At 40.7% G+C, this 26,494-nt stretch carries 21 protein-coding genes and 1 pseudogene; 20 read left to right on the forward strand and 2 right to left on the reverse strand.

The window, feature by feature from the left end; genetic code table 11:
* Positions 1-151 precede the first annotated feature (151 nt).
* On the reverse strand, positions 152-511 hold the full coding sequence (locus HT728_RS02705) for a DUF3397 domain-containing protein (protein WP_173213848.1): 360 nt from the start codon (positions 509-511) through the stop codon (positions 152-154).
* 91 nt (positions 512-602) lie between these two features.
* Here HT728_RS02705 and HT728_RS02710 point away from each other — a divergent pair, with 91 nt between their 5' ends.
* From HT728_RS02710 to HT728_RS02790, 17 genes and pseudogenes are all read left to right on the forward strand, one after another.
* On the forward strand, positions 603-1,559 hold the full coding sequence (locus HT728_RS02710; protein WP_173233639.1) for a TIGR01212 family radical SAM protein: 957 nt from the start codon (positions 603-605) through the stop codon (positions 1,557-1,559).
* On the forward strand, positions 1,543-2,100 hold the full coding sequence (locus HT728_RS02715; protein WP_173233641.1) for a class I SAM-dependent methyltransferase: 558 nt from the start codon (positions 1,543-1,545) through the stop codon (positions 2,098-2,100). Before HT728_RS02710 ends, HT728_RS02715 begins: the two co-directional genes overlap by 17 nt.
* Positions 2,093-2,347 carry a hypothetical protein gene (locus tag HT728_RS02720; RefSeq protein WP_000361085.1) on the forward strand — a complete coding sequence of 85 codons (255 nt, stop codon included), beginning with the start codon at positions 2,093-2,095 and terminating at the stop codon, positions 2,345-2,347. The genes HT728_RS02715 and HT728_RS02720 overlap by 8 nt, the downstream gene beginning before the upstream one ends.
* Positions 2,348-2,358: 11 nt before the next feature.
* On the forward strand, positions 2,359-4,413 hold the full coding sequence (locus HT728_RS02725; protein WP_173233643.1) for a sodium:proton antiporter: 2,055 nt from the start codon (positions 2,359-2,361) through the stop codon (positions 4,411-4,413).
* A 179-nt stretch (positions 4,414-4,592) separates the two neighbouring features.
* Entirely contained in the window at positions 4,593-5,453 is an 861-nt protein-coding gene (locus HT728_RS02730) for a YihY/virulence factor BrkB family protein (protein ID WP_173233645.1), read from the forward strand.
* A 209-nt stretch (positions 5,454-5,662) separates the two neighbouring features.
* Positions 5,663-6,373, forward strand: coding sequence for a thiol-disulfide oxidoreductase-associated membrane protein CcdA2 (gene ccdA2 / locus HT728_RS02735; protein WP_173217733.1), 711 nt, complete (start codon positions 5,663-5,665; stop codon positions 6,371-6,373).
* Positions 6,374-6,393: 20 nt separating this feature from the next.
* A complete protein-coding gene (locus HT728_RS02740; protein ID WP_173233648.1) occupies positions 6,394-6,960 on the forward strand; it encodes a redoxin family protein in 567 nt (188 codons plus the stop codon).
* Positions 6,961-6,970: 10 nt separating this feature from the next.
* Positions 6,971-8,083 (forward strand): peptide-methionine (R)-S-oxide reductase MsrB, encoded by a 1,113-nt coding sequence (msrB, locus tag HT728_RS02745; RefSeq protein WP_173233650.1) that lies wholly within the window; start codon positions 6,971-6,973, stop codon positions 8,081-8,083.
* A gap of 70 nt (positions 8,084-8,153) precedes the next feature.
* Positions 8,154-8,891, forward strand: a complete 738-nt coding sequence (locus tag HT728_RS02750) for a response regulator transcription factor (protein WP_173213831.1) — start codon at positions 8,154-8,156, stop codon at positions 8,889-8,891.
* The gene (locus tag HT728_RS02755; protein ID WP_173213828.1) at positions 8,888-10,579 is read left to right on the forward strand and encodes a sensor histidine kinase; all 1,692 of its coding nucleotides are present in this window, start codon (positions 8,888-8,890) and stop codon (positions 10,577-10,579) included. The genes HT728_RS02750 and HT728_RS02755 overlap by 4 nt, the downstream gene beginning before the upstream one ends.
* A gap of 115 nt (positions 10,580-10,694) precedes the next feature.
* The gene (locus HT728_RS02760) at positions 10,695-11,258 is read left to right on the forward strand and encodes a TIGR01440 family protein (RefSeq protein ID WP_173233652.1); all 564 of its coding nucleotides are present in this window, start codon (positions 10,695-10,697) and stop codon (positions 11,256-11,258) included.
* Positions 11,259-11,279: 21 nt separating this feature from the next.
* On the forward strand, positions 11,280-18,158 hold the full coding sequence (locus HT728_RS02765; protein WP_173213826.1) for a ZmpA/ZmpB/ZmpC family metallo-endopeptidase: 6,879 nt from the start codon (positions 11,280-11,282) through the stop codon (positions 18,156-18,158).
* 69 nt (positions 18,159-18,227) lie between these two features.
* Positions 18,228-19,949: an aminodeoxychorismate synthase component I gene (gene pabB / locus HT728_RS02770; RefSeq protein ID WP_173233654.1), complete on the forward strand. Its 1,722-nt coding sequence runs from the start codon at positions 18,228-18,230 to the stop codon at positions 19,947-19,949.
* Positions 19,950-20,567, forward strand: coding sequence for an alpha/beta hydrolase (locus tag HT728_RS02775; RefSeq protein ID WP_173233656.1), 618 nt, complete (start codon positions 19,950-19,952; stop codon positions 20,565-20,567).
* A 49-nt stretch (positions 20,568-20,616) separates the two neighbouring features.
* Positions 20,617-21,303, forward strand: a pseudogene (locus HT728_RS02780) (excalibur calcium-binding domain-containing protein); the annotation flags it as partial.
* A 116-nt stretch (positions 21,304-21,419) separates the two neighbouring features.
* The gene (locus HT728_RS02785) at positions 21,420-22,379 is read left to right on the forward strand and encodes an ROK family glucokinase (protein ID WP_173233660.1); all 960 of its coding nucleotides are present in this window, start codon (positions 21,420-21,422) and stop codon (positions 22,377-22,379) included.
* 97 nt (positions 22,380-22,476) lie between these two features.
* Positions 22,477-23,316 carry a thymidylate synthase gene (locus HT728_RS02790; RefSeq protein ID WP_173233662.1) on the forward strand — a complete coding sequence of 280 codons (840 nt, stop codon included), beginning with the start codon at positions 22,477-22,479 and terminating at the stop codon, positions 23,314-23,316.
* A gap of 155 nt (positions 23,317-23,471) precedes the next feature.
* Here the strand turns inward: HT728_RS02790 and HT728_RS02795 are convergent, their stop codons facing one another.
* Positions 23,472-23,642 carry a DUF3042 family protein gene (locus HT728_RS02795; protein ID WP_001051780.1) on the reverse strand — a complete coding sequence of 57 codons (171 nt, stop codon included), beginning with the start codon at positions 23,640-23,642 and terminating at the stop codon, positions 23,472-23,474.
* 120 nt (positions 23,643-23,762) lie between these two features.
* Between HT728_RS02795 and miaA the strand changes: the two genes are divergently transcribed.
* The 3 genes from miaA to HT728_RS02810 are packed head-to-tail and all read left to right on the forward strand — an operon-like array spanning position 23,763 to position 26,494.
* The gene (miaA, locus tag HT728_RS02800) at positions 23,763-24,647 is read left to right on the forward strand and encodes a tRNA (adenosine(37)-N6)-dimethylallyltransferase MiaA (RefSeq protein ID WP_173233664.1); all 885 of its coding nucleotides are present in this window, start codon (positions 23,763-23,765) and stop codon (positions 24,645-24,647) included.
* Positions 24,640-25,878 (forward strand): GTPase HflX, encoded by a 1,239-nt coding sequence (hflX, locus tag HT728_RS02805; protein WP_173233666.1) that lies wholly within the window; start codon positions 24,640-24,642, stop codon positions 25,876-25,878. The genes miaA and hflX overlap by 8 nt, the downstream gene beginning before the upstream one ends.
* Positions 25,871-26,494, forward strand: a complete 624-nt coding sequence (locus tag HT728_RS02810) for a cystathionine beta-lyase (RefSeq protein ID WP_173233668.1) — start codon at positions 25,871-25,873, stop codon at positions 26,492-26,494. The genes hflX and HT728_RS02810 overlap by 8 nt, the downstream gene beginning before the upstream one ends.

The raw sequence follows: 26,494 nt of genomic DNA on the forward strand, positions 1-26,494 counted from the left end.
AACCTAAAAGCAGTGCTTTTAGCAACCTGCGGCTAGCCTCCTAGTTTGCTTTTTGATTTTTATTGAGTATAAGAATTATTAAAAAAGATATAAAGAAAAACACTTCAATCACTGTATTTCAGTTTGATTGAGGTGTTTTCGATTTAGTTTTTTATTTCTGAGCCATCAATTCAACAATCATCTCGATATACATGAAAAGGGTTAATAAGAATCCTGCACGCCAGAAGAATTTGATGAATTTAGGATAGTAAAAGCTGCGTTTTTTAAAAAGGAAGAAAAAGACGAGAATAATGGCTAGGACTGAGAGGGCTAGGCCCAGTCTAGGGAGGAAATTATGGGTAAAGGTTTTAGCTGTGATCAGGTAATATTCAAATACCAAGACTGGAAAAGCCAAATCCGCAAAGTTTCGTCCTAGTTTTTTTAATCTAAAAAGTTTGGTTATGATAATGCAGACTACTAAGGTCAGTATCAATAATAAAATAGATGCTAATTTCATTAAAATCATATCCATATTGTATCATAAAAAATGGCTAATGGAAACGAGAAACAGAGGAATTTATAGGAAAGTCAGGCTTTTGAGATTGTGGGTGATTTTTGTTATAATGAAAGTTATGAAATCTTATAATACTTTGAATGATTATTATCGAAAACTATTTGGAGAAAAGACCTTTAAAGTCCCTATTGATGCGGGGTTTGACTGTCCCAATCGTGATGGGACTGTGGCTCATGGAGGCTGTACTTTTTGTACGGTTTCAGGTTCTGGAGATGCTATTGTAGCACCGGACGCGCCTATCCGTGAGCAATTTTATAAGGAAATTGACTTTATGCACCGTAAGTGGGCGGATGTGCAGAAGTATCTGGTTTATTTTCAAAATTTTACCAATACCCATGAAAAGGTGGAAGTCATCCGAGAGCGCTATGAGCAGGCTATCAATGAGCCAGGTGTAGTAGGAATCAATATCGGAACGCGCCCAGACTGTTTACCAGACGAAACCATCGAATATTTGGCTGAGTTATCGGAGCGCATGCATGTGACGGTTGAATTGGGCTTGCAGACCACTTATGAAACAACCTCTGACCTGATTAACCGTGCCCACTCCTATGAGTTGTACGTGGAAACGGTCAAGCGTTTGAGAAAGTATCCTAAGATTGAGATTGTTTCTCATTTGATCAATGGATTGCCTGGTGAAACCCATGAGATGATGATTGAAAATGTCCGCCGTTGTGTCACCGATAACGATATTCAAGGGATTAAACTTCATTTGCTCCATCTTATGACAAATACTCGTATGCAACGAGATTACCACGAAGGACGCTTACAGTTGATGAGTCAGGACGAATATGTCAAGGTCATCTGCGACCAATTGGAAATCATTCCCAAACATATTGTCATCCATCGAATCACAGGAGATGCACCTAGAGATATGCTGATTGGCCCTATGTGGAGCCTCAATAAATGGGAAGTCCTCAACAGCATTGAGATGGAGATGCGACGTCGTGGAAGCGTTCAAGGATGCAAGGCTGTAAAACAGGAGTTTGAAAATGAAAAGACCACTTGAGATGGCACATGATTTTTTGGCTGAGGTAGTGACTCAGGACGATATCGTAGTGGACGCGACCATGGGAAATGGTCACGACACGCTTTTTCTAGCCAAGCTAGTTAAGCAAGTTTATGCTTTTGATATTCAGGAACAAGCCTTGGAAAAGACCCAAGAGCGTTTGGACCAGGCTGGAATGACAAATGCCCAGTTAATCTTGCAAGGCCATGAGATACTGGACCAGTTTGTGACAGAAGCCAAGGCAGGGATTTTTAATCTAGGCTATTTGCCATCAGCTGATAAGTCAGTCATTACCAAACCTCAGACGACTATTGAAGCCTTAGAAAAGCTGTGTCATTTGCTTGTCAAAGGTGGACGAATTGCTATCATGATCTACTACGGTCATGAAGGAGGCGACCTAGAGAGGGATGCTGTCTTGGATTTTGTTAGCCAGTTGAACCAACAAGAGTACACAGCTGCCATTTACCGAACTTTAAACCAAGTCAACAACCCACCATTTTTAGTAATGATTGAAAAATTAGAGAGATATAGACATGGATAAACAATACCTACGTGAAAAGCTGGATGCCATGCGCCAGAATTTTGTTGAATCAACCCACCACGAACGAGCAGTGGGAGTGCTAGACCAAGCGCATATGAGCAAAAAAATGCTTAAAATCAAGAAAAAATTAGTTGCTCTTGAAATGGAACGGTGCCAGAGAAAAATTGAGCACAAGGATTGTTCCAAGATTGACCAAAAAATCAAAGAGCAGAAGGAGATTTTTGAATCCTGTTGTAAAAAAGATTAAGGAGGACGTGCGTGGAATTACTGATTTACCTCATCCTGTTTTTACTGGTCTTGATTGTTTCAAGTACAACCAATAAGCTCCTGCCCTTTTTGCCTCTCCCTTTGGTGCAAATTCTTTTGGGAATTGTGATTGGTCTCTTTTTACCCAATACCGACTTTCACCTCAATACGGAGTTGTTTTTGGCACTGGTTATCGGGCCCTTGCTTTTCCGAGAGTCCGAAGAAGCGGATATTACAGCTATTTTAAAACACTGGCGAATTATTATCTATCTCATATTTCCAGTGATTTTTATCTCGACTCTGAGTTTGGGTGGCTTGGCCCACCTTCTTTGGTTCAGCCTTCCTTTGGCAGCTTGTTTGGCTGTTGGGGCGGCCCTTGGCCCTACGGACTTGGTTGCCTTTGCCTCTCTTTCTGAGCGCTTTAGCTTTCCTAAGCGCGTGTCCAATATTCTTAAAGGTGAAGGACTCTTGAATGATGCTTCTGGTTTGGTGGCTTTTCAGGTAGCTTTGACAGCTTGGACAACTGGAGCTTTTTCTCTTGGGCAAGCTAGTAGTTCGCTCATCTTTTCAATCCTAGGTGGTTTTTTAATTGGATTTTTAACAGCCATGACCAACCGTTTCCTCCATAGCTTCTTGCTAAGTGTGCGCGCAACGGATATTGCTAGTGAGCTTTTATTAGAATTGAGTTTGCCTCTGGTGACCTTCTTCCTGGCAGAAGAAGTCCATGTTTCAGGGATTATTGCCGTCGTAGTTGCTGGGATTTTAAAGGCAAGCCGTTTTAAGAAAATTACGCTCCTCGAAGCCCAAGTGGATACGGTGACCGAGACGGTCTGGCACACAGTCAACTTTATGCTCAACGGTTCTGTCTTTATGATTTTAGGGATGGAGCTGGAAATGATAGCAGAGCCTATCTTAACCAATCCAATCTATAATCCCTTACTTTTATTGGGATCTCTTGTCGCCCTGACCTTTGTCCTCTTTGCTATTCGTTTTGTCATGATCTATGGCTATTATGCCTATAGGACTAGACGTCTCAAGAAAAAGCTAAATAAGTATATGAAGGACATGCTTCTCTTGACCTTCTCAGGTGTCAAGGGAACGGTGTCGATTGCTACGATTCTTCTGATACCAAGTAATTTAGAGCAGGAGTATCCTCTCTTGCTTTTCCTTGTTGCAGGTGTGACGCTTGTCAGCTTTTTAACAGGCCTCGTGGTCTTGCCTCATCTTTCTGATGAACAGGAGGAAAGCAAGGATTATCTCATGCATATCGCCATTTTGAATGAAGTAACGCTAGAGTTGGAAAAAGAGTTGGAAGATACCAGAAATAAGCTTCCTCTCTATGCAGCCATTGACAATTACCATGGACGTATTGAAAATCTCATCCTGAGTCAAGAAAATAAGGGAGCTCAAGAAGACTGGGCTGCTTTGAAACTCTTGATTCTTAGTATTGAAAGTGATGGATTGGAACAGGCCTATGAAGAGGGAAACATTAGCAATCGTGCTTACCGAGTTTACCAACGTTATCTGAAAAATATAGAACGAGGCATCAATCGTAAATTTGCATCACGATTGACCTATTATTTCCTTGTTTCTTTGCGGATTTTACGTTTTCTCCTTCATGAAGTTTTTACTCTCGGAAAGACCTTCCGTAGCTGGAAGGACAAGGAGAAAAGCCGTCTCCGTGCTCTTGATTATGACCAAATTGCAGAGCTCTATCTTGCCAATACAGAGATGATTATTGAAAGTTTGGAAAACCTGAAGGGAGTATATAGACGCTCTTTGATTAGTTTTATGCAGGAGTCTCGTCTTCGTGAAACAGCTATTATCAGCAGTGGTGCCTTTGTCGAACGGGTTATTACACGTATCAAACCTAATAATATTGATGAGATGCTGAGGGGCTATTATTTGGAGCGCAAGTTGATTTTTGAATATGAAGAGAAACGATTGATTACGACCAAGTATGCCAAGAAATTACGACAAAATGTCAATAACTTAGAGAACTATTCTCTGAAGGAAGCGGCCAATACCCTGCCTTATGATATGGTGGAATTGGTAAGAAGAAATTAGTTAATACTCTTCGAAAATCTCTTCAAACCACGTCAGCGTCGCCTTACCGTAGGTATGGTTACTGACTTCGTCAGTTTCATCTACAACCTCAAAGCAGGGCTTTGAGCAACCTGCGGCTAGCTTCCTAGTTTGCTCTTTGATTTTCATTGAGTATAAGATTATAAGTGAAGGAGTGTGACATGAAAAAGTGGTGGAAAGTGCTGATAGATAAGCCTCTATTAAAAGCCTTTTTACATTATTATCAAGCATCAGATAGTGAGTTGACCAGTGTTGCAGTAGCCTACTATTGGTTGATTTCGATTTTCCCCCTGCTTTTGGTGGTGGTCAATATCCTGCCTTATTTTCAGATTCCTGTGGGAGAATTTCTGGGCTTTGTGAAAGACGTCCTGCCCCCAAGCCTCTATGAAGGTGTGGAAAAAATAGCCAGAGAAGTCTTGACGCAACCTTCAACAGGTTTATTGAGTTTTTCTGTCTTGTCGGCGTTATGGAGTTTTTCAAAATCTATGAATTTCTTGCAAAAAGCTTTTAACAAGGCTTATGGCGTCGAAAAGAGTCGTGGACTTATTTCCCATCAGATGGTAAGTCTCCTAGTCAGTTTTGGTTTGCAGCTCCTCTTTGCTTTTGCCTTGTTTTTGAGCTTATTTGGGCAGATGATTTTGGATTTACTTGCTCATTATTGGACAAAAGATGGCATTATCTATCAGGCTTTACAAGGTTTGGCAGGTCCTCTGACTTACGCTCTCCTCTTTGCTATCTTGGTCATGCTTTATTATTTTCTTCCCAATCTATCTGACAGGAAAATTAGCTATACCCTACCAGGCAGTGCCTTTGTCCTCTTAGTGATTTTAGGTTTACTAACTCTGTTCTCTAGTTATCTCAATTACTATGTCCATCATTTGGTGGATGTCCGAATTTTAGGTTCCGTTCTTCTTGTTGTTATGATGTTTTGGTTTATCTTGATTGCTAAAATTGTTATCCTAGGCGCGGTGATCAATGCCAGTATACAGAGTTTGAAAGATCCGAGCTTTAGAAAAGACTAACTATTTATCTATTACAAAAACGCATAGTATCGAGGCTTTATAGAACCTTGATACTATGCGCTTTTGTGCTTTGGTAGTTTTTGTATAGTTTTTGTCTAAGATTTCTAAATCATCTGATTAAATTCCTATTTTTCCCTATCATTGTCCCTGTTTTTTCGAAAATGGAAGGAGTATAATAAACCTATCAATAAAATGATAGGAGGAACTTTATGGGTCATATTTTCTTTTTTCTAAGTGTCTTTTTGGCAGGGATTCTATCCTTCTTTTCTCCTTGTATCTTACCCTTGTTACCAGTTTATGCAGGGGTGTTACTAGATGATAAGGATGGTGCTCAGGCTTCTAGCAACAAATTTTCAATCTCAGTTACTAGTTTATTGCGAACGCTGGCCTTTATAGCGGGGATTTCCTTTATCTTTATTTTGTTGGGCTATGGAGCTGGTTTTTTAGGCGATTTGCTTTATGCTTCTTGGTTCCAATATGTGACGGGTGCGGTTATCATTCTCTTAGGCTTGCACCAGATGGAGATTCTACACTTTAAGGGGCTTTATAAGGAAAAGAGGTTACAACTGCAAAGACAGGGGCAACATGGTAAGGGCTATAGTCAGGCATTTTTGCTGGGTTTGACCTTTAGTTTTGCTTGGACACCTTGTGTGGGGCCGGTTCTGGGGTCTGTTTTAGCCTTGGCGGCTTCAGGTGGCTCAGGTGCTTGGCAGGGAGCTGGTCTCATGTTGGTGTATACGCTGGGTTTGGCGCTACCATTTTTGGTTCTAGCTCTGGCCTCTAGCTATGTTTTGAAACATTTCCGAAAACTCCATCCTTATCTCGGAATCCTCAAAAAAGTGGGTGGGTTTCTCATTATCCTGATGGGAATCTTGGTTCTGTTTGGAAATGCTTCAATTTTAAGTCAATTATTTGAATAAAAATGGAAAGGAATATCAGTATGAAAAAATGGCAAACATGTGTTCTTGGAGCAGGTTCGCTCCTTTGTTTGACGGCTTGTTCAGGCAAGTCCATGACCAGTGAACACCAAATGAAAGATGAGATGAAGATGGAGCAGACAGCTAGTAAAACAAGCACGGCTAAAGGGAAAGAGGTGGCTGATTTTGAGCTAACTGGAGTAGATGGCAAGACCTACCGCTTGTCTGATTATAAGGGAAAGAAAGTCTATCTTAAATTCTGGGCTTCTTGGTGTTCCATCTGTTTAGCTAGCCTTCCAGATACGGACGAAATCGCTAAAGAAGCTGGATATGACTATGTTGTCTTGACAGTAGTGTCACCAGGACACAAGGGAGAGCAATCTGAAGCGGACTTTAAGAATTGGTATAAGGGCTTGGATTATAAAAATTTCCCAGTCCTAGTTGACCCATCAGGCAAACTTTTGGAAAGTTATGGTGTCCGTTCTTACCCAACTCAAGCCTTTATAGACAAGGAAGGAAAGCTGGTCAAAACGCAACCAGGTTTTATGGAAAAAGATGCGATTTTGCAAACTTTGAAGGAATTGGCCTAGGAGGTGTTCTATGAATGATAAGTTAAAAATCATCTTGTTGCTAGGAGTATTTTTCCTAGCCATAACCGGTTTCTATTTTCTATTGATGCGAAATGCAGGACAGACAGATGCCTCGCAAATTGAGAAAGCGGCAGTTAGCCAAGGAGGAAAAACAGTGAAAAAAACAGAAGTTAGTAAAGACGCAGACTTGCACGAAATTTATCTAGCTGGAGGTTGTTTCTGGGGAGTGGAGGAATACTTCTCCCGCGTTCCCGGAGTGACAGATGCCGTATCAGGCTATGCAAATGGTAGAGGGGAAACAACCAAGTACGAATTGATTAACCAAACAGGTCATGCGGAGACTGTTCATGTTACCTATGATGCCAATCAAATTTCCCTCAAGGAAATCCTGCTTCATTATTTCCGCATTATCAATCCAACCAGCAAAAATAAACAAGGAAATGATGTAGGGACTCAGTATCGTACTGGTGTTTATTACACAGATGACAAGGATTTAGAGGTAATCAACCAAGTCTTTGATGAAGTTGCTAAGAAATACGATCAACCTCTGGCAGTTGAAAAGGAAACCTTGAAGAATTTTGTAGTGGCAGAGGATTACCACCAAGACTATCTCAAGAAAAATCCAAATGGCTACTGCCATATCAATGTCAATCAGGCTGCCTATCCAGTCATTGATGCCAGCAAATATCCCAAACCAAGTGATGAAGAATTGAAAAAGACCCTGTCACCTGAGGAGTATGCAGTTACCCAGAAAAATCAAACAGAGCGAGCTTTTTCAAACCGCTACTGGGATAAATTTGAATCTGGTATCTATGTGGATGTGGCAACTGGCGAACCTCTCTTTTCATCAAAGGACAAGTTTGAGTCTGGTTGTGGTTGGCCTAGTTTCACCCAGCCCATCAGCCCAGATGTTGCTACCTATAAGGAAGATAAGTCTTACAATATGACGCGCATGGAAGTGCGGAGCCGAGTTGGAGATTCTCACCTTGGCCATGTCTTTACGGATGGACCACAGGACAAGGGGGGCTTGCGCTACTGTATCAATAGTCTCTCTATCCGCTTTATTCCTAAAGATCAAATGGAAGAAAAAGGCTACGCTTATTTATTAGATTATGTTGATTAAGAAGTCTTTCCTAAGCAGTTAGAGGAGAATTTTGCTATACTGATACTAGTAAGTGACAAAGGAGAGAAGCATGACCTACACAATCTTAATCGTAGAAGATGAGTATCTGGTAAGACAAGGCTTGACCAAGCTGGTCGATGTAGCAGCCTACGATATGGAAATCATCGGTCAGGCTGAAAATGGAAGACAGGCTTGGGAATTGATTCAAAAGCAGGTGCCGGATATCATTTTGACCGATATCAACATGCCTCAACTAAATGGCATTCAGTTGGCCAGTCTGGTCCGAGAAACCTATCCTCAGGTTCACCTAGTTTTTTTGACAGGTTACGATGATTTTGATTATGCCTTGTCTGCTGTCAAACTAGGTGTAGATGACTACTTGCTCAAGCCCTTTTCTCGTCAGGATATTGAGGAAATGTTGGGGAAAATCAAGCAAAAGTTGGATAAGGAAGAGAAAGAAGAGCAGTTACAAGATTTATTGACTGATAAGTTTGAAGGAAACTTGGCCCAGAAAATTCAGTCTCATCTAGATGACAGCCAGTTTAGTTTAAAGGCTTTGGCCAGTGACTTGGGCTTTAGCCCGACTTATCTGAGCTCTTTGATTAAGAAAGAGTTGGGTCTACCTTTTCAGGATTACCTGGTGCGAGAACGTGTCAAACAAGCTAAGCTCTTGCTCTTAACAACGGATTTAAAGATTTATGAGATAGCTGAAAAAGTTGGTTTTGAAGATATGAATTACTTTACCCAACGTTTTAAACAGATTGCGGGTGTGACACCTCGTCAGTTTAAGAAGGGAGAAGGTCGATGAAGCGTTCTTCTCTCCTAGTTAGAATGGTTATTTCCATCTTTTTGGTCTTTCTCATTCTCCTAGTTCTGGTTGGTACGTTCTACTATCAATCTAGTTCTTCAGCCATTGAGGCTACCATTGAAGGTAATAGCCAAACGACTATCAGTCAGACTAGCCACTTTATCCAGTCTTATATCAAAAAATTAGAAACCACCTCGACCAGTTTGACCCAGCAGGCGGATGTCCTAGCCTATGCTGAGAATCCCAGTCAAGACAAGGTCAAGGGAATTCGAAATCTGTTTTTGACCATCTTAAAGGCAGATCAGGACTTGAAAACTGTTGTGCTGGTAACCAAATCCGGTCAGGTCATTTCTACAGATGACAGTGTGCAGATGAAAACTTCCTCTGATATGATGGCTGAGGATTGGTACCAAAAGGCCATTCATCAGGGAGCTAAGCCTGTTTTGACACCAGCTCGTAAGTCGGATAGTCAGTGGGTTATTTCTATCACTCAGGAACTTGTTGATGCAAAGGGAGCCAATCTGGGTGTACTTCGTTTGGATATTTCTTATGAAACTCTGGAAGCCTATCTCAAGCAGCTCCAGTTGGGTCAGCAGGGTTTTGCCTTTATCATCAATGAAAACCATGAATTTGTTTATCATCCTCAACACACAGTTTATAGTTCGTCTAGCGAAATGGAGGCTATGAAACCCTACATCGAGACGGGTCAGGGCTATACTCCTGGCCACAAATCCTACGTCAGTCAGGAAAAGATTGCAGGAACTGATTGGACGGTGCTTGGTGTGTCCTCGTTGGAGAAGTTAGACAAGGTTAGGAGTCAACTCATGTGGACCTTGCTTGGAGCCAGTTTCACATCTCTTCTTGCCTGTCTCTGCTTGGTGTGGCTTAGTCTCAAACGCTGGATTGCTCCTCTGAATGACTTGAGAGAAACCATGCTGGAGATTGCTTCTGGTAATCAGAATCTGCGTGCCAAGGAAACTGGTGCCCATGAACTGAGAGAAGTGTCTCGCCAGTTCAATGCTATGTTGGATCAGGTTGATCAGCTGATGGCAGATGTTCGTAGCCAAGAAGAAACAACCCGTCAGTACCAACTTCAAGCCCTGTCCAGCCAGATTAATCCGCATTTTCTCTACAACACCTTGGACACCATCATCTGGATGGCTGAATTTCAGGATAGTCAGAGAGTGGTTCAGGTGACTAAGTCTTTGGCAACCTATTTCCGCTTGGCACTCAATCAGGGTAAAGATTTGATTTGCCTGTCTGATGAAATCAATCATGTCCGCCAATATCTCTTTATCCAGAAACAACGTTACGGAGATAAGCTGGAATATGAGATTGCTGAAAATCCTGCCTTTGATAATCTAGTCTTGCCTAAACTGGTGTTACAACCTTTGGTGGAAAATGCTCTGTACCATGGCATCAAGGAGAAGGAAGGTCAGGGACATATTAGAGTTTCTGTCCAGAAACAGGATTCGGGCTTGGTCATCCGCATTGAGGATGATGGCGTTGGCTTCCAAGATGCTGGTGATAGTAGTCAAAGTCAACTCAAACGTGGGGGAGTTGGTCTGCAAAATGTTGATCAGCGACTCAAACTTCATTTTGGAGACAATTACCAGATGAAGATTGATTCTAGGCCCCAAAAAGGGACGAAAGTGGAAATATACATAAATAGAATAGAAACTAGCTAACTCCCAGTCAATTCTGGGAGTTTTATGCGTAATTGGGCAAGCTTTCTAGGTTGTCTATCTTGCTAAAAATAAGAAAAAACGGTATGATAGAAGAGTGACAAAAGAGGTGACAGAGATGAACGAGACACAGATTCAAAGAGAAACACGTCAGATAGTAGAAGATGTTTTAGAAAAGGCCAATTTGAAGCAGGGGGCCCTTTTTGTTTTAGGTCTATCTTCTAGTGAGGTGATAGGTGGTCAGATTGGGAAAGAATCCAGTCAAGAGATTGGTGAGCTGATAGTGGAGACTATCTTGGGTATTCTAGGTAGTAGAGGTATCCATTTAGCCGTTCAAGGTTGTGAACATGTTAATCGAGCTCTCGTCGTTGAACGTCAGGTGGCAGAGCAGTTTGGTCTGGAAATCGTCAGTGTCTTTCCTACTCTCCATGCAGGAGGTTCGGGTCAGTTGGCAGCCTTTAAGTTTATGCAAGATCCAGTTGAGGTTGAATTTATCAAGGCTCATGCTGGATTGGATATCGGAGACACTGCAATTGGCATGCATGTCAAGCATGTTCAGGTTCCGATTCGCCCTCTTTTGAGAGAGATTGGTCATGCACATGTAACGGCGCTGGCTAGTCGTCCAAAATTAATCGGAGGTGCGCGTGCGCACTATCCGCAAGATTCTATTAGAAAGTCGTGAGAATGAATAAAGGAGATGAAAGTGTTTAAAAAAGACCGTTTTTCAATTCGTAAGATTAAGGGAGTTGTAGGTTCTGTATTTCTTGGAAGCCTTTTGATGGCTCCTTCTGTAGTGGATGCAGCTACCTATCACTATGTAGATAAAGAGGTTATTTCACAAGAAGCTAAAGATTTAATCAAGACAGGAAAACCTGATGGAAATGAAGTTGTATATGGTTTGGTGTATCAAAAAGACCAGCTGCCACAAACAGGGACAGAAGCATCTGTTTTGACAGCTTTTGGTTTGCTGACTGTTGGGAGCTTGCTTTTAATCTACAAGAGAAAGAAAATTGCCAGCGTCTTTTTAGTTGGAGCTATGGGATTGGTAGTTCTTCCTAGTGCAGGGGCTGTAGACCCAGTTGCGACCCTAGCACCGGCTAGTCGAGAGGGTGTTGTTGAAATGGAGGGCTATCGCTATGTTGGTTATCTATCAGGCGACATCCTCAAAACGCTTGGCTTGGACACTGTTTTAGAAGAAGCCTCAGCTAAACCTGGAGAGGTGACTGTGGTCGAAGTTGAGAATCCCCAAGTAACAACAAATCAGGAGCAAGCTAAGCCAAAAAACCAAGCAGTAGAGACAGAGGAAGCTCCAAAAGAAGAAGCACCTAAAACAGAAGAAAGTCCAAAGGAAGAACCAAAATCGGAGGTAAAACCTACTGACGACACCCTTCCTAAAGCAGAAGAGGGGAAAGAAGCTTCAGCAGAATCAGCTCCAGTTGAAGAAGTAAGTGGAGCAGTTGATTCAAAAATAGATGAACAAGCACCAGTCAAGCCAGAAAGTCAACCATCAGATAAACAAGCTGAGGAGCCAAAAGTTGAACCACCAGTAGAACAAGCAAAAGTCCCAGAACAACCCGTGCAACCTACACAACCGGAGCAACCAAGGATACCAAAAGATTCATCACAACAAGAAGATCCTAAAGAGGATAAGGTATCGGAAGAGACACCGAAACAAGAAGATAAACAGCCAGAAGTAGTAAAAACAAAAGATGAGGCTGCTAATCAACCTGTTGAAGAACCAAAAGTTGAAACGCCTGCTGTAGAAAAACAAACGGAACCAGCTGAGGAATCAAAAGTTGAACAAGTAGGTGAACCAGTTGTACCAAGAGAAGACGAAACGGCACCAATAGCACCAGTCGAGCCAGAAAAGCAACCAGAAGCTTCTAAAGAAGAGAAGACTGCGGAAGAAACACCGAAACAAGAAGAGTCAACTCCAGATACCAAGGCTGAAGAAACTGTAGAACATCAGGACGAAACACCAAAAGTAGAACATAAAACAACTCCTGAAGAAGGTGTGCTAAATGTAATAGAGATTAAGCCTGAAGTTATAGTAACTAAAGAGTCTGTGCCTTTTAAGACAATTGAGCAAGACGATGAGAATCTCACTAAGGGAGAAACAAAAGTTATTCGAGAAGGTGTGGCAGGTGAACGCACTATTTTAACTGAAGTCACTACTATTGATGGAAAACAGTCTAGTAAAGTATTAGAGGATACAATAACAACCAAGCCAGTAGATGAAATAAAAGGTATTGGTACTAAAGAACCAGTTGATAAAAGTGAGTTAAAGAATCAAATTGATAAAGCTAGTTCAGTTTCTCCTACTGATTATTCTACAGCAAGTTATGGTGCATTGACTCCTGTTTTAGAAACTGCAAAAGGTGTCTATGCTTCAGAGTCTGTAAAACAGCCTGAGGTAAATAGCGAGACAGATAAACTTAAAACGGCTATCGATGCTCTAAGTGTCGATAAAACTGAGTTAAACAAAACTATCGCTGACGCAAAATCAAAAACTAAAGAGCACTACAGTGATGCATCTTGGGCAAACCTTCAAGATGTATTAGCTGAAGCTGAAAAAGTTACAAACACCCCAGCTACTAAGCAAAGCGAAGTTGATCATGTTTATGAAAAACTTAAAGCTGCTGTCGCTGGTTTAACCACAGATAAGACCGAACTTGAAAAACAACTTCACCTTGCAAACGAAAAAACTCAAACTGACTACAGTGCTACATCTTGGAACGCTTTGGAAGAAGCGAAAACTGACGCTCAAACTGTAAAATACAACGACAAAGCTACTCAAGTTCAAATCGATGAAACTGCTAAAAAACTTAAAGCTGCTATTGATGCATTAAAAACTGATAAGACTGAACTGGAAAAACAACTTGCTGATGCTAACTCTAAGACAGAAGCTGATCATAGTCCTGCGACTTGGTCTGCATTAGAAGAAGCGAAAAAAACTGCTCAAGCCGTAGAAGATAACGCTACTGCTACTCAAACTCAAATCGATGAAGCCGCTAAGAACTTGAAAGCCGCTATTGATGCACTTAATGTTGATAAAACAAAATTACAAGAGCAAATAACAGTTGCTAATCAAAAACAAGAAACTGACTACAGTCCAAAAACTTGGAACAACTTCAAACAAGCCGAAATCAAAGCCAAAGAAATCAACGATCAAACTACTCCACTTCCTAAACAAAGTGAAATAGATGCGGCTACTAAAGCTCTTCAAGCCGCTATAAATGCTCTTGCCGTCGATAAGACTGCATTGCAAAATGCTATTAACACAGCTAACAGCAAACATAAAGAAGAATACACTACTCAAACATGGAAAGCTTTAGAAGATGCCCTTGTAGCAGCAAACCCTGTAAATTCAGATGAAGCTGCCACTCAAAGTAAAGTAGATGATGCTACTAGAAGATTACAAGAAGCTATCAAAAACTTAGTTCCATTGACTGAAAAACCAGTATTAAAATTTGTAAACACTGATAAGAAAGTATTAGAACGTGAAGCAATTGCTAAGTATTCTCTAGAAAACCAAAATAAAACAAAAATTAAATCAATTACAGCTACTCTGAAAAAAGGAGAAACAGTTGTTAGCACTGTAGAGCTTACAGGCGATGATGTAAATAATGAAACTATAGACGCAGCATTTAAAAACCTAGAGTATTACAAAGAATACACTCTATCTACAACTATGGTTTACGATAGAGGTAACGGTGATGTAACAGAAATCTTAGATAATCAACCAATCCAACTAGACCTTAAAAAAGTTGAGATTAAAGATATTAAAGAAACAAGATTGATGAAAGTGGATGAGAATGGAAATGAAACAGATAGTAGCCTTCTAGAAACTGTTCCAGAAAATCTAACGTCATATTATCTAAAAATTACCACTAATCATAATAAAGTAACAAGGCTTGCCATTACTAATATAGAGGAAGTAACTGAGGAGGAGACATCCCTATTTAAAGTTACTGCTTCAGCTCCTGATTTAATCCAACGTGATTCAAATAATAGCTTGAGTCAAACGTACACTTATTACATAGAGAAACCCAAAGCATCGCAAAATAACGTTTACTATAACTTCAAAGATTTAGTAGATGCTATGCAGAAAAATCCTAACGGTGAGTTTAAATTAGGAAAAAGTTTAGATGCACAGTATCTAGATGTTAGTAGTAAATCATATGTAACAGGTAATTTTAAGGGTACGCTCTCTAGTGATGGCGATAAGCACTATGCTATTTATAATTTGAAAAAGCCTTTATTTCATTTAATTGATAATGGTAAAGTGCAAAATATTAATTTTGAAAATGTGAATATCAATCTTCCGTCAGAAGATCATGTTTCTGTCATCAGTCATAAAATGCAAGGTGACCAGTCTCTTATTAAAGATGTTAAAGTAACGGGTAATATTACAGGTCGTAATCATGTGGCTGGATTTGTGAACTGGATAGAGCATGCTTCAAGACTTGAAAATATAGCTTTTATAGGTAATATCCATACAACTGGTAATGGTGCTAACTCCTATATGGGAGGTATTGCAGGCCGTATGTACGAAGGTATTATTGATAGAGCTTATGTCGATGCTAATCTTACAGGTAATCGTGTACGTGTTGGTGGAATTGTTGCCGTCATGGAACATAGAATAAATGGTGCTGGACGTGATAGATTTACAAAATTACGTAAGTCAGTTATGAAAGGTGTGATTAATTTATCAAACCCTGTTGAAGCTGGAGGTTTAATCAGTAAAAACTGGCCTTGGGGAAATGCTGATGACAATGTGAGTTACGCTAAGGTAGTAAAAGGTGAAATATTATATGGTTCTCCAGATATTAATGACAGTGATTTTGCATTTCCATATATTAAAAACAACTATAGTGTTTTAGGAGTTAGTGTCGGTAGTAAGTCATATACTTTATCCCATAATTTGAAAGAAATTTCCAAAGAAGATGCTGATAAACGTGTAGCTGGTTATGGCATTACTGCAAATTTGTTTGAGAGTGAAGAACTTCAAACAAATAGATTAAACAATATTGAAACTAAAGATAAAGAATATAAACTGATTCAAAACTACAAATCAGAATATGACCAAGCTTATAGAAATATTGCTAAACTTCAACCATTTTATAACAAAGACTGGATTGTAAATCAGGGTAATAAGTTAGAGCAAGATTCAAATCTTGTGAAGAAAGAAGTATTATCTGTTACAGGTATGAAGAATGGTCAATTTGTTACAGATTTATCTGATATTGATAAGATTATGATTCACTACGCTGATGGTATAAAGGAAGAAATGTCCGTGGCAGTCAATTCTGATTCTGGAGTAGCTCAAGTGAAAGAATATAATATAGTCGGTCAAAATATTGTTTACACACCAAACATGGTTGTTAAAGATCGTAGTGATCTGATGACTAAGGTTAAGGAAGCCTTGACTTCAGTAGAACTTCAGTCTGCGGGTGTCCGTTCGATCTTGGATAGACGTAATGACAGTAAAGATAAGAGTGCAAACACAGAGCAACGCCAAAATGGATATATTCGTGACTTCTATTTTGAGGAACATTTCCAAGAATTGAAGTCTAATATGGATACGATTGTCAAACATCTTGTGGAATCAGAAGATCATCAATTAAACATATCAGACGCAACTCAAAGAGCTCTTGTTAAGAAAGTTCAAGACAATAGCGCAAAAATTATGTTAGGTCTTGCTTACCTAAATCGATATTATGGTATCAATTTTGATGGTAAAACCATTAAAGACTTAATGATGTTTAAACCAGATTTTTATGGTAAAAATGTAGATGTCTTAGATAGACTGATTGAAATTGGTTCAAAAGAAAATACTTTAAAAGGTCATCGTACACATGATGCATTTAGAGAGGTATTGGCTAAGAACACGGTGTCTGGAAATCTTATTGACTTCTTACGATATAATATGAAGTTATTGACAGCCGACACAAATTTGAATGATTGGTTTATTCACTCCACTGAAGGTAAGGTTTATGTAGCAGAACGTCAGTCACGTGAAGAGGCTATTAAAACTGCTAAGTATCGTGCTTTTGACAATTTATCTCGCGGATACCATCAAAAGATGATTTTACCGCTCCTTAACCTTAAACAAACCCAAGCATTCTTGATATCGACCTACAATACTATATCATTTGGGACTGCTAATAAATACAATACCACACTGGATAAGTGGAAGGATAATATTAATTTGGCTGCAGACAGACAAATTAACTATCTTGATTTCTGGTATCGTTTAGCAACAGATGCGGTAAAAAATAAGCTTGTCAAAGATATTGTAACTCCAGTATGGGAAGGTTACCAAGTTTGGGGTCATAAATGGGGGCAATGGATGGATAAATATGGTAAGTTCGAAGATGGAACAGGCATTTATCCACCTACTCGTGAGCTTTATGGTCCTGTCGGTGAGCATTACGGTCCTAATGGAGCTGTTGCTGGGGCATATGCTACATATTATGATGACAAGAATGATACTCGAGCTAAAGTTGTATTTGTTATGTCTGATATGATTAGTGAATATGGTGCGTCTGCATTTACGCATGAGACTACTCATATAAATGACCGCGTAGCTTACTATGGAGGATACACGCATCGTGAAGGAACATTCTTAGAAGCCTTTGCTCAAGGCATGTTACAGTCCCCAGCAGAACATGGACACCAAGGTGAATACGGCGCACTTGGATTAAATATGGCATTTGAACGTTCAAATGATGGTAATCAATGGTACAACTATAACCCTAATAAGCTTCAATCACGAGAAGCTATTGATAAATATATGAAGAACTATAATGAAGCTCTGATGATGTTAGATTCTCTTGAAGCTGAAGCTGTCTTACCAAAATTACAAGGTAACAATGATAGCTGGTTCAAGAAAATGGATAAACAAATGCGTAAGGACGGACAACCTCACCAGTTTGACAAAATTCGCGATTTAAATGACACTGAGAAAGCACTTCAATTAAATAACATTAATGATTTAATTGATAATAATTTCATTACCAAACATGGTGCTCCTGGAAATAACACATACGATCCATCTGATTTTAGAACTGCTTATGTGAATATAAATATGATGACTGGTATCTATGGTGGTAATACCAGTGATGGTGCTCCTGGGGCTGCATCATTTAAACATAATGCATTTCGTATGTGGGGATATTTCGGATACGAAAATGGATTCATCGGATATGTTTCTAATAAATATAAATCCGAAGCCAATAAAGCAAGTCAAACTCTAAGTGATAAATTTATTATTGATAAAGTTTCTGGTGGTAAATTTAAAACTCTTGAAGACTGGAAAAAAACTTGGTATGAGGAAGTTCTTACAAAAGCTCAAAGAGGATTCACAGAAATTAATATTGACGGTGAAAACATCTCTTCATATAGTAGACTACAAGCATTATTCAATGCAGCTGTGACTAAAGATTTACAGGAGTTAAATGACCCTAAAATTAAAGACAAATATACAAATACTGTAAATCTTAAAGCTAAAGTGTACAAAGCATTACTTAAAAACACAGACGGTTTCTCTGGTGATCTATTTACTGCACCACAAGCATAGGGATGAATAAAATCGTAAAAAGGTAGATCAGCTTTGTCTGTATCTGCCTTTTTATGCTATACTTAAGCTATGCATAGAAAAACAGTGATTGATTTTAGGGCTTTGGGGGAGAGATACATCTTTACCCAGCCTATCAAAGAGTTAAAAACGAGAGATTTAGCGGAAGTAACAGCCTTGCTGGCACAAGTGGAAAGCTACCAAGAGCAGGGCTACTATGTGGTGGGTTATGTCAGCTATGAGGCTGCACCTGCTTTTGAGGAGAAATTAGCAGTTCATAAAGCTCCTTTACTGGCAGAGTATCTGCTATATTTTACCGTTCATGATAGGGTAGAAACATCCCCTATTCCTCTGATTTATGATGAGGTTGATTTGCCTTCAAATTGGCAGGAAGTAACGTCTGCAACAGACTATGAAAAGGCGATTGCCCAGATTCACTATCATTTGCGGCAGGGAGACACCTATCAGGTCAACTACACTGTCCAACTCAAGCAGGAGTTGTCTGCCAATCCTTTTGCTATCTACAATCGTATGGTGGTAGAGCAGGAGGCGGGCTACAATGCCTATGTGGAACATGACGAGATGGCAGTGATTTCCATGAGTCCAGAGCTCTTTTTTGAGCAGAATGACCGCGAGTTGACAACGCGCCCAATGAAGGGAACGACTCAGCGTGGGGTAACTGACCAAGAAGATCTTGAACAGGCTAGTTGGCTGGAGCAGGATCCCAAAAATCGCTCTGAAAACATGATGATTGTGGACCTCTTGCGCAACGATATGAATCGTATTTCTGAGGTGGGGAGTGAGCACGTGGAGCGTCTTTGCCAAGTAGAACAGTATTCAACGGTTTGGCAGATGACTTCGACCATCAAGAGTCAATTGCGAGAGGATGTGGACCTTGTTGAAATTTTTCGCTCTCTCTTTCCTTGTGGATCCATAACGGGCGCACCGAAAATTGCGACTATGGAGATTATCAAGGACTTGGAGCCACAACCGCGCGGAGTCTACTGTGGAACGATTGGTCTCTTGCTTCCAAATGGACGACGGATTTTTAATGTTGCTATCCGTACTATTCAACTTCACAAAGGTCAAGCCATCTATGGAGTTGGCGGAGGTATTACATGGGATAGCACTTGGGAATCTGAATATCGTGAGGTTCATCAAAAGGCTGCTGTGCTTTATCGGAAACAAGCTCTTTTCCAAATAATTACAACTGGAAAAATCAGCCAAAAACAACTGCTGTTTGAAGAACAACATCTGGAAAGACTGAGAAAAGCTAGTCGGTATTTTGCCTTTCCATTTGATTCAGAAAACTTGAAACAAAAGATAGAGGAAGAGTGTCAGGATTGTGACATTGATCAAGACTACCGCTTGCGAATTAGCCTTAGCAAGTCTGGAGAGATAGAAGTCGATCGTCAAGTATTGGAACCTCTCAGTCCAACCTTCTGCCATGCCCAACTTTGTCTGCAAGAAGCCAATTTGCAGCAAGCTTTTACCCACTTTAAAACGACTCATAGACCATACTTGAGTTTAGGGGAGCAAGAGATCATTTACTACAATAAGTCAGGAGAACTGCTTGAAACCTCTATCGGAAATCTGGTTTTGAAAATTGCTGGGAAACTCTACACACCGCCTATCCGACTTGGAATCTTGCCAGGAATTTACCGTCAGCATTTGCTGGAAACAGGACAGGTAGAAGAGAAAGTCTTGACCTTGGCAGATTTAGCCCAAGCAGAAGCTATTTACGGCTGTAATGCAGTGAGAGGTTTGTATGAATTAAGCCTAGAGGAGAACTAGATGAAACTGGTATTTTTACACGGTTTAGGGCAGTCAGCAGAGTCTTGGAAAGAAGTTCAGAATCTACTGATAGATTATCCTTCTGAGGCTATCGAGTTGTTTCCTTCTGGAGTTAGCAACTATCAACAAGCCAAGGAGCGAGTTTATCAACACCTAGCTCAAGAGACAGAACCTTTTGTTTTGATTGGATTGTCTTTAGGTGCTGCCCTGGCACTAGAACTTTCCAGTTACGATTTACCAAATCTTCGAGCATTGATTCTATCAGGATGCCCGCTTAAATTAGCAGAGAATATCCTATTCTATCTTCAGTTGCTGATTTTTAAACTACTTCCCCAAAAAGTATTTGAAAAACAGGGGGCAGACAAGACTTTTATAATAGGTATTTCCAAAGAGTTGAAGACACTTGATTTAACGGATATAGCAGGGATTTGCCCCTATCCAACCTTACTAATTTGTGGCAGCAAAGATAAACCGAATCTTAGTTCTATGAGAAGTCTTCATAAACTAATATCAGAATCCCAATTTCAGATTATCCCAGACGGCCCTCATGTCTTGAATAAGGAAAAACCAAAGGAGTTTGTAGAAAATACCAGAAGTTTCCTTGAATTGCTGAAATAAGTTTGATAAAATAATAGTGAAATCGATAACATCGTTAGAGGAGAAGGAAATGACTAAACGTCTATTTTTAAAAATGAGTCTGGCTAGCTTGCCAGTTTTAGCCTTGTTTTCACAACCTGTGTTAGCAGAAGAAAACATTCATTTTTCTAGTTGTAAAGAAGCTTGGGCGAATGGATACGCAGATATTCACGAGGGAGAACCTGGGTATTCTGCCAAGTTAGACCGCGATCATGATGGTGTGGCTTGTGAATTGAAAAATGCCCCTAAGGGTGCCTTTAAAGCAAAACAAGCGGCTACAACTCAAACTGATACAACTTCATCCACAGCAAGTGGCTGGGTTAAGCAGGATGGTGCTTGGTATTACTTTGATGAAAATGGAAACCCAGTGAAAAACGCTTGGGAGGGAAGCTATTACCTGAAAGCAGACGGGAAAATGGCCCAGAGCGAATGGATTTATGATGATTCTTATCAAGCTTGGTATTACTTGAAATCAGATGGATCTTATGCAAAAAATGCATGGCAAGGAGCTTACTACCTTAAATCAAACGGTAAAATGGCACAAGGTGAGTGGGTTTATGATTCTTCTTACCAAGCTTGGTATTATTTGAAATCAGATGGATCTTATGCAAAGAATGCATGGCAAGGAAATTACTATTTGAAATCAGATGGTAAAATGGCTAAGAATGAGCGAGTTGATGGAGGCCGCTACTATGTAGATGCCTCAGGTCTCTGGAAACCATAAATCAGATAAAATTTAGAAAGTTAATGCAAACCTTTGCATAAGTAAATGAATTTTGTTATACTAGTGCTGTAAGCATTTTCAATTAATTCATAATGAAAAAGGAGAATATGATGAGTCAAAAGATTATTGGGATTGACCTTGGTGGAACTTCTATCAAATTTGCAATCTTAACAACAGCAGGAGAAATCCAAGAAAAATGGTCTATCAAGACTAATATTTTGGATGAGGGAAGTCATATCGTTGATGATATGATTGAGTCTATTCAACATCGTTTGGACTTGCTTGGATTGGTAGCAGCGGACTTCCAAGGTATTGGAATGGGATCACCAGGTGTGGTTGACCGTGAAAAAGGAACTGTTATTGGTGCCTACAACCTCAACTGGAAAACCCTTCAACCAATTAAAGAAAAGATTGAAAAAGCCTTGGGTATTCCATTCTTCATCGATAATGATGCCAACGTAGCGGCTCTTGGTGAGCGCTGGATGGGTGCTGGTGATAACCAACCAGACGTTGTCTTTATGACACTTGGTACAGGTGTTGGTGGCGGTATCGTCGCTGAAGGCAAATTGCTTCACGGTGTGGCTGGTGCAGCAGGTGAGCTTGGCCACATCACTGTTGACTTTGACCAACCAATCGTATGTACTTGCGGTAAGAAAGGTTGCCTTGAGACAGTTGCTTCAGCAACAGGGATTGTCAACTTGACTCGTCGCTATGCCGATGAATACGAAGGCGATGCAGCCTTGAAACGCTTGATTGATAATGGAGAAGAAGTAACCGCTAAGACTGTCTTTGATTTGGCAAAAGAAGGAGACGACCTTGCTTTGATCGTTTACCGTAACTTCTCACGTTACTTGGGAATCGCTTGTGCCAACATCGGTTCAATCCTCAACCCATCAACAATCGTAATTGGTGGTGGAGTATCAGCTGCGGGAGAATTCCTTCTACAAGGTGTTCAAAAAGTTTACGACGAAAATAGTTTCCCACAAGTACGCACATCCACTAAATTAGCTCTTGCAACTCTAGGAAATGACGCTGGAGTTATCGGAGCAGCATCACTTGTATTGCAATAAAATAATAAAAGAGGAAAAATGCTAACCTAGAGTTAGTAATGTTCCTCTTTTCTTTTTTATGCTATACTAGTTAGGACAATGAATGAGGTGAAACGAAATGACAAAAGCAGATACGATTTTTAAAGAAAATATTGAACGAATCCTCAAAGACGGTGTTTTCTCAGAGCAGGCTCGTCCTAAGTACAAGGATGGGACTGTTGCCAACTCCAAGTATGTAACGGGTGCATTTGCAGAGTATGACTTGGCCAAGGGGGAATTCCCCATCACAACCTTGCGTCCTATTGCCATCAAATCCGCCATCAAGGAAGTGCTCTGGATTTACCAAGACCAATCAAATAGCCTAGGTGTGCTTAATGACAAGTACAATGTTCACTACTGGAATGACTGGGAAGTGGGAGATACAGGAACTATTGGTGAACGTTACGGGGCGGTCGTTAAGAAACACGACATCATCAATAAGCTTCTCAAGCAGTTGGAAGCCAACCCTTGGAACCGCCGCAATATTATTTCGCTCTGGGATTACCAAGCTTTCGAAGAAACAGATGGCCTCCTCCCATGCGCCTTTCAGACCATGTTTGATGTCCGCCGTGTAGATGGGGAAATCTATCTGGATGCGACCTTGACCCAGCGTTCGAATGATATGCTAGTGGCCCACCACATCAATGCTATGCAGTATGTGGCTCTTCAAATGATGATTGCCAAGCATTTTGGTTGGAAGGTTGGGAAATTCTTTTACTTTATCAACAACCTTCATATCTATGACAATCAACTTGAACAAGCTCAGGAATTGCTTCGTCGTGAGCCGTCAAACTGCCAACCTCGTTTGGTTTTAAATGTGCCAGATAAGACCAATTTCTTTGATATTAAAGCAGAAGATTTTGAGTTGGTGGATTATGACCCTGTCAAGCCACAGTTGAAGTTTGACCTAGCTATTTAATATTCTTCGAAAATCTCTTCAAACCACGTCAGCGTCGCTTCATCTACAACCTCAAAGCAGTACTTTGAGCAACCTGTGGCTAGCTTCCTAGTTTGCACAGTATAGAAGAATAGAAAAAAGAAGTTGAGAAAATAAATCTCAACTTCTTTTGTTTCTTAACGTGATACGCGGCGGCGAGCTGCTTTTTTACGGTTTTCTTCGATGAAAGCTGCTTTTTGCTCTTCTGGTTCGATTACTTTCTTTTTAAATGCGTATACTGCACCTGCAACGGCAGCGACAGTTCCTGCGACACCTGTTACAAGACCTTTAGCGAATCCTTTAGCCATGAGTCTTCCTCCTTTATATTCTCAATCAGCCAGCCTCCTCAAGAGGTCACATTTTTCTGACTGACCTTTTTGTGTTATAATAATAGTAACGAAAAAATAGGAATTTTTCAAGGAAAAAAGATGAAAACAAAAATAATTGTGATTGTTGGACCGACTGCAGTTGGAAAGACGGCTCTAGCCATTGAAGTGGCCAAGCGTTTTAATGGCGAAGTGGTTAGTGGAGATAGCCAGCAAGTCTATCGAGGACTTGATATTGGGACGGCTAAGGCTAGTCCAGAAGAGCAGGCAGCTGTTCCTCATCATTTGATTGATGTTAGAGAGGTAACCGAGTCTTACTCGGCTTTTGATTTTGTTTCAGAAGCTAAGATGGCTATTGAGGATATTCACAGCCGTGGCAAGCTAGCAATTATCGCCGGTGGGACTGGACTTTATATCCAGAGCTTGTTAGAAGGTTATCACCTGGGTGGGGAGACTCCCCATGAGGAGATTTTGGCCTATCGGGCTAGCTTGGAGCCTTATACGGATGAGGGATTAGCCCATTTGGTAGAGCAAGCAGGCCTTGAAATTCCCCAGTTTAATCGTCGTCGTGCGATGCGTGCCTTGGAAATTGCCCATTTTGGTCAGGATTTGGAAAATCAAGAGACCTTGTATGAACCATTGATTATCTGCTTGGATGATGAACGTAGTCAACTTTATGAACGTATCAATCATCGAGTGGATTTGATGTTTGAGGCTGGGCTTTTGGATGAGGCCAAGTGGCTTTTTGATCATCACCCGGATGTGCAGGCTGCTAAGGGCATTGGCTACAAGGAACTCTTTCCTTATTTCCGTGGAGAGCAGACCTTGGAAGAAGCCAGTGAGAGTCTCAAACAGGCGACCCGTCGTTTTGCCAAGCGTCAGTTGACCTGGTTCCGTAATCGCATGCAGGTGACTTTTTATCAGATCGGAGAATCTGGTGTGCAAGACCGCATTTTAAGCCAGATAGAGGAGTTTTTAGATGATTGAAACGGAGAAAAAAGAGGAACGCGTCCTGCTTATCGGTGTGGAATTGCAGGGCATGGACAATTTTGACCTCTCTATGGAAGAATTGGCCAGTCTAGCCAAGACAGCTGGTGCAGTCGTTGTAGATAGCTACAGACAAAAACGTGAAAAGTATGACTCCAAGACTTTTGTTGGCTCTGGTAAGTTAGAAGAGATTGCCCTCATGGTGGATGCCGAAGAAATTACTACTGTCATCGTCAATAACCGCTTGACTCCAAGGCAGAATGTCAATTTAGAGGAAGTTCTGGGTGTCAAGGTCATTGACCGTATGCAGTTGATTTTGGATATCTTTGCCATGCGAGCTCGAAGCCATGAAGGGAAGCTCCAAGTCCACCTAGCCCAGCTCAAGTATCTTTTGCCTCGCTTGGTTGGTCAGGGGATCATGCTCAGCCGTCAGGCAGGGGGAATTGGTTCCCGTGGTCCTGGTGAAAGCCAGCTCGAACTGAATCGTCGTAGTGTTCGCAATCAAATCACAGACATTGAGCGCCAGCTCAAGGTGGTTGAGAAAAATCGGGCCACAGTCAGAGAAAAACGTTTGGAGTCCAGCACCTTTAAGATTGGTTTGATTGGTTACACCAATGCTGGGAAATCAACCATCATGAATACCTTGACCGCTAAGACCCAGTATGAAGCAGACGAGCTGTTTGCGACCCTGGATGCGACGACAAAGAGTATCCATTTGGGAGGTAATCTTCAGGTTACCTTAACTGATACTGTGGGCTTTATCCAAGATTTGCCGACAGAGTTGGTATCCAGTTTTAAGTCAACCTTGGAAGAAAGCAAGCATGTGGATCTTCTAGTTCATGTTATCGATGCCAGCAATCCTTACCACGAGGAACATGAAAAAACAGTCCTGTCCATCATGAAAGACCTGGACATGGAGGACATTCCTCGCTTGACCCTTTATAATAAAGCGGATTTGGTGGAGGATTTCACGCCTACCCAAACGCCTTATGCCCTCATTTCTGCCAAGTCTGAGGATAGTCGTGAGAATTTGCAGGCTTTGTTTTTAGAGAAAATCAAGGATATTTTTGAAGTCTTTACCCTGCGCGTGCCTTTTTCCAAGTCCTACAAGATTCATGATTTAGAAAGTGTTGCGATTCTTGAAGAACGTGATTATCAGGAGGACGGCGAAGTGATTACAGGCTACATTTCTGAGAAAAATAAATGGAGGTTAGAAGAATTTTATGACTGATATCAAAACCTTAGCTCTAAAATATGGGGGCTATACAAGTCTGGATAAGGTCTATCTGGATCAGCTTCTAGCTGGTAGAACAGAGCAGGAGCAGTTAACACTTATTACACCTCTGCCAAGTGTAGTCAATGCTTACTTTGCAGAACTATATCAAAAAAAGAGTCCTCAAGCAGCGACGGATTATTTTGCGGAACTCAGTCAGGAACTGAATCTTTACAATGCTGAACCTAGTTTCACTCTAGAAAATAAGCCTTTTATTCGACTTAATTTGTCTGGTAAATCCTTTGGTTTTTGTTATGAGAGTGAGGGTCTTGGTCAGATTTTCTCTGAAAATGAAGAGGTTATTTCAGAAGACTTGCTTTTTGAAATTGCGCAAATTTTCCCCCATCAACTAGTATTTGAAGAGTCTGGAAAGATTTACATGAAGCCTGTCGGAGATGAGGAAGTTGTTAGTGTGGAAAATCTCACAGCTTTGACAGATTTAGAAAGCTTGGCTGATGGTTGTAAGCGTCTCAAAGGCTACAGCCAAGAGGATTTACTGCAAGAAGCTACTGCTTTTTCTGGCAAGCGCTATTTCCGATCGGAAAACCGCACAGCCATGTTATATATTGATTAA

It is taken from the genome of Streptococcus sp. 544 (assembly GCF_013277385.1).
Lineage (GTDB): Bacteria > Bacillota > Bacilli > Lactobacillales > Streptococcaceae > Streptococcus > Streptococcus mitis_BA.